6 protein-coding genes are annotated in these 6,761 nt (G+C 42.4%); 2 read left to right on the top strand and 4 right to left on the bottom strand.

Going from position 1 to position 6,761, the window contains the following annotated elements:
• Window positions 1-41: 41 nt before the first annotated feature.
• The 3 genes from pepT to IKN49_04720 are packed head-to-tail and all read right to left on the bottom strand — an operon-like array spanning window position 42 to window position 4,131.
• Window positions 42-1,364 (bottom strand): tripeptide aminopeptidase PepT, encoded by a 1,323-nt coding sequence (gene pepT, locus IKN49_04710; GenBank protein ID MBR3632337.1) that lies wholly within the window; start codon window positions 1,362-1,364, stop codon window positions 42-44.
• A 49-nt stretch (window positions 1,365-1,413) separates the two neighbouring features.
• Window positions 1,414-3,735 (bottom strand): valine--tRNA ligase, encoded by a 2,322-nt coding sequence (locus tag IKN49_04715; GenBank protein MBR3632338.1) that lies wholly within the window; start codon window positions 3,733-3,735, stop codon window positions 1,414-1,416.
• Window positions 3,736-3,777: 42 nt separating this feature from the next.
• Window positions 3,778-4,131 (bottom strand): class I tRNA ligase family protein, encoded by a 354-nt coding sequence (locus tag IKN49_04720; protein ID MBR3632339.1) that lies wholly within the window; start codon window positions 4,129-4,131, stop codon window positions 3,778-3,780.
• Window positions 4,132-4,500: 369 nt separating this feature from the next.
• Here IKN49_04720 and IKN49_04725 point away from each other — a divergent pair, with 369 nt between their 5' ends.
• On the top strand, window positions 4,501-5,484 hold the full coding sequence (locus IKN49_04725) for a prepilin-type N-terminal cleavage/methylation domain-containing protein (GenBank protein ID MBR3632340.1): 984 nt from the start codon (window positions 4,501-4,503) through the stop codon (window positions 5,482-5,484).
• Between the two features lie 329 nt (window positions 5,485-5,813).
• Complete coding sequence (locus IKN49_04730) at window positions 5,814-6,389, top strand: hypothetical protein (protein MBR3632341.1); 576 nt, start codon at window positions 5,814-5,816, stop codon at window positions 6,387-6,389.
• An 83-nt stretch (window positions 6,390-6,472) separates the two neighbouring features.
• Here the strand turns inward: IKN49_04730 and IKN49_04735 are convergent, their stop codons facing one another.
• On the bottom strand, window positions 6,473-6,679 hold the full coding sequence (locus tag IKN49_04735; protein MBR3632342.1) for a hypothetical protein: 207 nt from the start codon (window positions 6,677-6,679) through the stop codon (window positions 6,473-6,475).
• Between the last annotated feature and the right edge of the window lie 82 nt (window positions 6,680-6,761).

Here is a 6,761-nt window from a genome sequence, read left to right on the forward strand (position 1 = left end):
CAAAAGACCTATCCGTTTTCTGGGCCTGCCCCCGTGGATGGTTAGCGGGCAAACTCCGCCGGGGTGGTGGCCAGTGTTATAGCTGAGCGTAAAGAGGCCTCCATGACATCCACATCGGCGTATTCTTTCGAAGTGCCTGCATTAAATACTCCGGTAAATAAACTCAGAGTAGGAAGCCCTTTAAGAGATAAAATAGCCGCATCGGAAGTATCTCTTAGAGCCGTTTGCTTGGGCTGTATTTCTTCTTGTCTGAATGTTTTTTCCGTATGAAGGATAAATTTTTTCGGTAAAGCGGTGCGGATATTTTGAAATTGATCCTGAAAGGACAGAGAAGACCCTGCCTGTTTGGGATACATGGCTTTAATTGTATTAAAGGCATTGGTAACGTTTTGTGAAAGTTCTTTAATTCCATCCGATGTAAAAGAGCGGATTTCGCCAATCAGCGTAGTGGTATCTTGTTGTGTGTTGGACTGTGTGACGGCAATATATCCCTGTCGTTGCGCGGTGCTTTCCGGACGGTATTGACGGGGCAACAACGTGTAAAAATCCGCTGCCATTAATAAATTGTCCGTGTAGGAAGAATGTAGCGCTTGGCCTAAAGGAATTTGTCTGTTTCCGGTAAATGTAATGGTAAATTGGCGGCCGGAAAAAGTATCCGTTACATATTCTCCGATATTTCCGCCCTCCATCATATAAGCATATGACACGTTCCAATCAGCGGGGGAAATCTGTTGGGCGGCCGCATGAGAAATGCCATCCGGTAAAAACACCAGTAAAATGCGGCCATGTTCTATGGAGGGATTTCCCAATAGATAATCGGCCAGCGTTATCAAGATGGATAAACCATTTTTGGACTGTGCGCCCAGTGGAGCAGTGCTCGACGAGGTAATCAGATCATGTCCGTGTGCTTGTAATAAATGCGGATTGTTACTTTCTTCTAAGAGGACATCTTTTGACAGTTTCAGATTGCCTCCCTTATATTTGGTGTGCAGCTGAGGATGTCTGTCCGCTAGCGGAGTATCCAGGTGTGCCACAAAGGCCATGGCCGGCCAATTAGTAGCAGAAGTGGCGGGAATTTCAGCCGATACAATTCCTGTTTTGCTCACTTGCACTTTACTAGCTCCTATGTGTTTTAATTCTTTGGCCAGCACTTTTGCAAAAGACAATTGCTCTTTGGAGGAAGGGACTGTATTTTTTGCAGGGTCAGAATGACTGTCTATCTCGGCATATTTTAACAAACGATCTGCCAGCGCAGTTTTAGCGGCTTGCTTATCGTAGCGCATAATGGCTTTCCAAGAGTTAGTTTGTGCCTGAATCGATAGGGCCAGGCACATCGTACATAAAATACTCAAAAATAAACGCATAGTAGCTCCTTAATTAAAAGGGCCGGCACTAGGCCAGCCCTTATCTGTGTTACGCTAAATCTGCCAAAGCCGCTTGGGCTTGTGCAAGGGCTGTTTGGGCCGCGGTTAATTCAGCTTTGGTTTTATCAATTTGTGCTTGGGGCGCATGCTTGATAAAATTTTCCTGAGATAATCTGGCTTGACGGGAAGCGATATTAGCTTGCGCCGCGGCAATTTCTTTTTCCAAACGTTTTTGCTCTTTGGCAAAATCGATTAGACCGGTCAAGGGTATATAAATAGCTAATTTACCAAACGTGGCCGTAGCGGTTTGCTTGGGTTTAGCCAGCCCAATTCCTGCCTGTAATTGTTCCACCTTAGACATCAGCTCAATGTAGTTTGTATACTCGCGAACAGTTTGTAAATCCGCTTCTTCTTGAGCAGATATCAAGGCTTTAATTTTGAGCCCCGGCGGTACATTAAACTGCGCACGGATAGTGCGGATTTCTTTGGTAATTCCTTGAATTGTTTCCATTTTTTGCACTGCTTCCGGTGCCAGTAAAGCCGGTTCAAAAGCAGGATAAGATTGCTGCAATAAGAACTCCTCTTTTTCATTTACGTATGGACGTAAACTGGCGGCAATCTCTTCGGTGATAAAGGGAATAAGCGGATGCAAAGCCTTTAAGGTGCCGTACAAGATATTAACACACAAAGCCATGACATATTCTTTTTCTTGTGTTTGAAAACGTTGTTTGGCCAACTCAATGTACCAGTCACAGAAATCACCCCACAAGAAGTGATACAGAGTGGTGGCGGTTAAGGCCAAATTATATTTTTCAATGCCTTCACGGGCCGTTTTAATGGCGGTAGTATAGCGATCTAAAATCCATTGGTCGGCTAATTCCTTGGCCTGCGTAGGCATTGCCAAGGGGCCTTTAATGCCTTCCATATTCATTAAGATAAAGCGGGAAGCATTATAGATTTTATTGCAAAAGTTACGAGCACCGGTGATGCTTTCTTCAGCATACGGAATATCTTTACCGGGGACCGCTTGCATGAGTAATGAAAAGCGGACCGCATCGGTGCCATATTTAGCCGTCATATCCAACGGATCAATAACGTTTCCTTTGGATTTAGACATTTTCTGCCCGCTTTTATCACGCACAATTCCGTTGAGAAATACGTCCTTAAAGGGTAGTTCTCCTTTGAATTCCAGTCCCATCATCACCATGCGTGCTACCCATAGATACAAAATTTCATATCCGGTCACCATAGAGGTGGTGGGGTAGAAATAAGATAATTCTTTTGTTTCTTCCGGCCAACCGAAAACGGACATCGGCCATAACGCAGATGAAAACCAGGTATCTAGTACATCAGGGTCTTGTACAAAGTCAGTACCTCCGCAATGCGGACATTTTTCAGGGGCATGGAAGGATACAATTGGTTGTGCACCGTCTTCAAAAGACACTTTGGTCAATTGTTCGTGCCCTTGCTGGTCTGTTACAAAGGTAAGACCTTTTTCGCTGCAGTGACGGCAATACCACACGGGAATGCGGTGTCCCCACCAAATCTGACGAGAAATACACCAGTCTTGTATGTTTTTGAGCCAATTGACAAAAGGAGCTTTCCAATTAGCCGGATGAAATTGTAATTGGCCGGATTCTGCGGCCGCAATAGCCGGTGCGGCTAATTTATCCATTTTCACAAACCATTGCTCACTCATAAACGGTTCAATGGTATTGTGACAACGGTAACAAGTGGAAACGGCATTGTTATATTTTTCTTCCTTCACCAACAGGCCCGCTTCATCCAAATCTTTTACAGTTTCTTTCCGGCAAGCGTCCCGGTCCATGCCGATATATTTTTCGGGACAATTAATCATCTTGCCTTTATCATTGATAACCGTCAAGATGGGTAAGTTATGACGTTGGCCTACTTCGTAGTCGGTGGCATCGTGGGCGGGAGTAATTTTCAAAGCACCCGTACCAAATTCTAACTCTACCGCTTCATCAGCAATAATGGGAATGGCGCGGTTAGCCAGCGGAATAATCACTTTTTTACCTACCATATTTTTATAGCGTTCATCTTTGGGATTGACCGCAATGGCCGCATCGGCAAAAATAGTTTCCGGTCGGGTAGTTGCAATTACAATACCGTCGGAACCATCCTCTCCTTTGTAGCGCAGATGCCACAGTTTTCCGGCGTGTTGTTCATGTTCTACTTCAATATCAGACAGCGCGGTGGAACAGCGTACGCACCAATTGATTAGACGTTTCCCACGATAAATATAGCCTTTTTCCCACAAACGTTTGAAACATTCATAAACAGATTGAGCACGTTTTTCATCCATGGTAAAGCGGATGTTTTCAGGAGATAAATCCAAACTCCAGCCCATTTTTTTGAATTGATTAAAAATGGCATTGCCGCATTCGTTGTATCAATCCCACACGGTTTTTACAAATTCTTCACGTCCTAAATCATGACGGGATTTGTGTTGCTCTTTGGCTAATTTTTTTTCAATAACGTTTTGAGTGGCGATACCGCCATGGTCGGTGCCGGGTACCCAATAGGCTTCTTGTCCAAACATGCGGTGTGCCCGAATTAAACTGTCTTGCAACGTGTCGTTAAGTGCATGGCCCATATGCAGAGCACCGGTAATATTGGGGGGCGGAATAACAATTACAAAGGGTTTTTTGGCCGGATCTACTTTAGCTTTGAAAAGTTGTGCTTTTTGCCATTTGTCGATTAATTTTTGTTCTACTTCTTGTGGTTCGTACGCTTTGGGTAACATAAATTTTCCTTGGTTTTGAAATTGCGTGATGTGACTTCACGCGTAACCTATATATATTTTACTATTTTGTGAGGCAAGTTTGTTATAGTGGTAGAACTGGCTAAATATGTTATAATCTAACAAACTAGTAGTACATACAATTTGAAGATTATTTGTTGAAGCACGGGGGAAGCCCGTGCTAAGCGAAGAAAGAGTGCTCTTTCCAAGCAGGTTTCAGTCAGCAAATGGTCGCCTGAGTCTTGCCTATCCCCTTTTGTGGGGATAGGTAGGCGGCGATTGTTTGTTAAGGGTCACTGAAACCGCTCTTAGTAAAGTCGCCGCCTTTTTTTGCGATAAGTTGTTTGGTAAATTCAAGAACAGGAGACATGTATGATGTACACATATGCCCGGCGGGGTTTCACGCTAATTGAATTACTCGTTGTAGTGCTCATTATCGGAGTACTCACGGCCGTGGCGCTACCACAATTTCAAACCGCCATTGATAAAAGCCGCTACGCTACCTTAATGCCGCTAGCCAAAAGTGTCGCTAGTGCGCAAGAAAGCTATTATATGGCGGCGGGAAATTATTCGTCGGATTTAGCGTATTTAGAAGTACAACTGCCTACGACCCCCACCGGTAGTAGAGCCGATATCGGAGACGGTACTAGTGTTTCGCTCAGCGAAAGAAATAATTATGATTATGTAAAAATCAGTAAAAATAATTTGGAAAATAGCTATATAATCTACCAAGACAATAGTGCTAATTTCCCGGGAGAAATACATTGCGAAGCGGTAAAAGGAAGCAGGCGGGCAGAGCGGCTATGTGAAACACTAGGTGGGCAAAAGATAAACGGATCCTTGAAAAAGGGATATCAAACATATGTGCTGGAAGGAGATGGAATAGGTGAATTTGTACCACAATTCGTTTACACTTGGAGAGATGCAGACGTATCACAGGAAAGCATAGATATTATGGTAGGTGCTATGCAACAACTGAAAGATATTATAGCTACACGAGAAAAATATAAGGCAGAACATGGTAGCTATCCGTCTTTGAGTCAGCTAGGCATTCCGTCTAATTTGCGTGCAGGTGGTTGGGCCGGTAAAGATTCTGCTAATCCTTACACCTATGTGTTTTCGTGTAATGGAGATTCTTGCATTGCCAATGCCGCCAGCAATAACTTGCCCATGTTGCAGTTCAGTCCAGATTCAACCTACACAGTAAGAGGTTCTTGTGCACCATATGGACCTGATGGTAAAAACAATGCAATCGTTAATAATATATGCAGTAGTATTGCAAGTAGTTCAAGCTATTATGGAGGAAATGGTACAACCTATTATACTATTACAAATGCTATTTCTGAATTAGAATAAGAAGCGTGTACCATAAAAGGTCTGAGACTGATGCAATTTATACGACATAAGCTGTCGGCGCATTTTCAAAATAAAACACACTAGTTCTAGGCGCAAAAATACGTAGTATACTGAGTACCGTGGGGCTGGATTTCTGACGGGATTTTTTGCGCTTGTTTTTAGCAGTATCTTTTTAATTTTCTGGGCGATAGTGACGATATTGATTATTACGCCTGTTTTGTTGATAGGGCGTTTGCTTGGTCTACAAATACACCATGTGAGAAAATAGGTGTTTGTAAGAAACTACTCTATAAAAATAATTGCTATACTTAGTCAAAAAGGCTCTATTTATGAATACAGTAAGGAAAGTTCTCTTAGGGTTGTTTGTTGTCTATATTACTGCGGCATTGTTGTTATTAGTTCACGAATATCAAAGTTCTTCCGATATAGGAATAGTGATTATACTTTTGTTGGTTCTTATTGGCCCGGGAGTTTTGTTGTATGCTTGGTATTATTGTGTTAAATTTGATCAAGAGAAAGTTGTCCCATATTGGAAAGAACAGCTATATGGTCATCAATATGATGATTTAAAGAAACAATATGGCCCTATCGTAAAAGAAATTTCGATAGTGTTATATATTGACTGGGGGGCAAGGGCGATGACTATTATGAATCAAAAATTAAGTATATGCAGGGATGTGATGTTTCTCAGTGATAACGAAGGCTCTTCTGTTTGTATTCCTTATTCAAAGTATCGTATTTATCCAGAAGACAGTTGGTTACATGGAAAACGTTTGGTTATCGAAAAGATGATATCCGTAAAAAAGTTTTTATCAAGAGATTTTATAATTGGCTCCCCCGATATGAATTTTAAAGAGAGAGATTTGATTCTATCTTTAGTACAGCAGGCACAGAAAAATAGGTAGAAAAAACGGAGAGGGAGAGAAACGAATACCGACGACGTGTCCCCAGTTTTAGCCACAGTTTTAGACAGGGGTCAACCCCAGTTCTAACAGCATCCATTGGGGCGTTTTTTACCCTCCACATCATAAGTTTTTCGCATAAAGTATTCTTCTTTTTTCCCTTTATTCCACGCACCAACGGGGCGCAAGTAGCCCACCACACGGCTGTACACTTCACACTTGGACCCGTGCACATCTTTCATTTGTTCTTTAAGATTTGCAATTTGTTTTTCCAGTTCTTCTTTAGTAGCCATAACGCACTCCTTTTAATAATAAAAATAAATTTGTTTGCCCAATAATAGGGGCACTTTTTACAGTTCACTTGGCAAAGCGGTT

The organism is Elusimicrobiaceae bacterium (genome assembly GCA_017528825.1).
In the GTDB taxonomy this organism is placed as follows: Bacteria; Elusimicrobiota; Elusimicrobia; order Elusimicrobiales; family Elusimicrobiaceae; genus Avelusimicrobium.